This window comes from Microcystis sp. M49636_WE2, from assembly GCF_030065375.1.
Classification (GTDB): Bacteria; Cyanobacteriota; Cyanobacteriia; order Cyanobacteriales; family Microcystaceae; genus Microcystis; species Microcystis aeruginosa_C.
Genome location: NZ_JASJFG010000223.1, coordinates 1 through 1,342, shown reverse-complemented (window position 1 = coordinate 1,342; position 1,342 = coordinate 1). Strand labels below are relative to the sequence as shown.

Genomic DNA, 1,342 nt, shown 5'->3' with positions numbered 1-1,342 from the left:
GTTAAACCATTTTTCAGAAACTTCTTTTCCTGCCAGAGCTTTTAAGAGCATATATTCATGATTTCCTAGGAGACACTGATAGTTATTTTTGATCACCAAATCCACCACTTCCAAGCTCTGCTGTCCTCGATCGATTAAATCTCCCAGAAAATAAACCTCATCCTTACTATCGGGAGCAACTCGGTTTAATAGTCGTAAAAGTGCCTGAAAACTGCCATGCACATCTCCGATAATAATACGGCGCGGTTCTTGAGTCTGTTTCCTTATTTTTCTAAAAAACACACACCCCTCCCTAATCACTGAGATTGCTACTCTTTTATCGCTAAAAAAGTAGTTTTTATAAAGTCTTAATTTTATTATAGGACAAAGCTTTCCTTCTGACAGTCACTCCCTCCTAAGAACTGCGGCAGAAAGGCTGTAATTGTTTTGTAAAGTATTTTTGCAATTTCTGGACAGGAAGCGGGCAGGTTATGGTATTATCTTTTTATGATCAGTTTTTATATAATCGGACTTAAGGGTATGACAGCAGGCACAAATATTCCCATTATATAAAAAAGTATCTCAAAAAAATGCACACTTGTCAAGCATTATCAAAAAAAAAGTTTTTTTTCGAGATTATAATAAAAAAAATTAGTTTTCTGCTTCTATGATAACCCTAATTAACGCTAGAATTCCCGCCCATCAGGATCGACAACAAATAGAGATAAATGCTGCTGGAAAGATCGAGAGGATAACGGAGATGGAGAGAAAGACAAGAGGGGAAAAGATTATCGATATGGAAGGGGATTGGCTATCGTTAGGAGGAGTAGATTTACAGATCAACGGAGGATTAGGATTAGCATTTCCCGACTTAGAAATAACAGATCTAGAAAAGTTAGATAAGATTAGCGATTATCTGGGGAATCAAGGAATTGATGGTTATCTTCCCACCTTAGTAACCACGTCCGTGGAGAAATTTCAAAAATCCCTCTCAGTAATTGCCAAATATATCGAGAAACAGCAACAGGAAAATCGAGCGAGCGCGCAGGTTTTAGGAGTACATTTAGAGGGACCATTTCTAAACTATGAAAAAAGGGGAGCGCATCCGGCCCAATATCTTGTAAACCCAAGTATAGAAACAATAGATAAAATCTTTGGGGACTACTTATCGATCGTAAAAATTATCACCCTAGCCCCAGAATTAGATAGTAGCGGTACGGTGATTAAATACCTAAGCGATCGAGGGATTACCGTCAGTTTAGGACATTCGCAAGCGAGTCAAGAAATAGCCAAAAAAGCCTTTTTACAGGGGGCAAAAATGGTTACTCATGCCTTTAATGCCATGCCTCCTTTACACCATCGT

General features: G+C 38.3%; 2 protein-coding genes. One reads left to right on the top strand and one right to left on the bottom strand.

Annotation, left to right across the window (positions count from 1 at the left end):
* Positions 1-282, bottom strand: a 282-nt coding sequence (locus PX484_RS05140) for a metallophosphoesterase family protein (protein ID WP_288103070.1), incomplete at its 3' end; no start/stop codon positions are given.
* A gap of 364 nt (positions 283-646) precedes the next feature.
* On the opposite strand from PX484_RS05140, the gene PX484_RS05135 reads away from it, so the two are divergent.
* The coding region (locus PX484_RS05135) for an N-acetylglucosamine-6-phosphate deacetylase (protein ID WP_502882696.1) at positions 647-1,342 on the top strand (696 nt) is incomplete at its 3' end.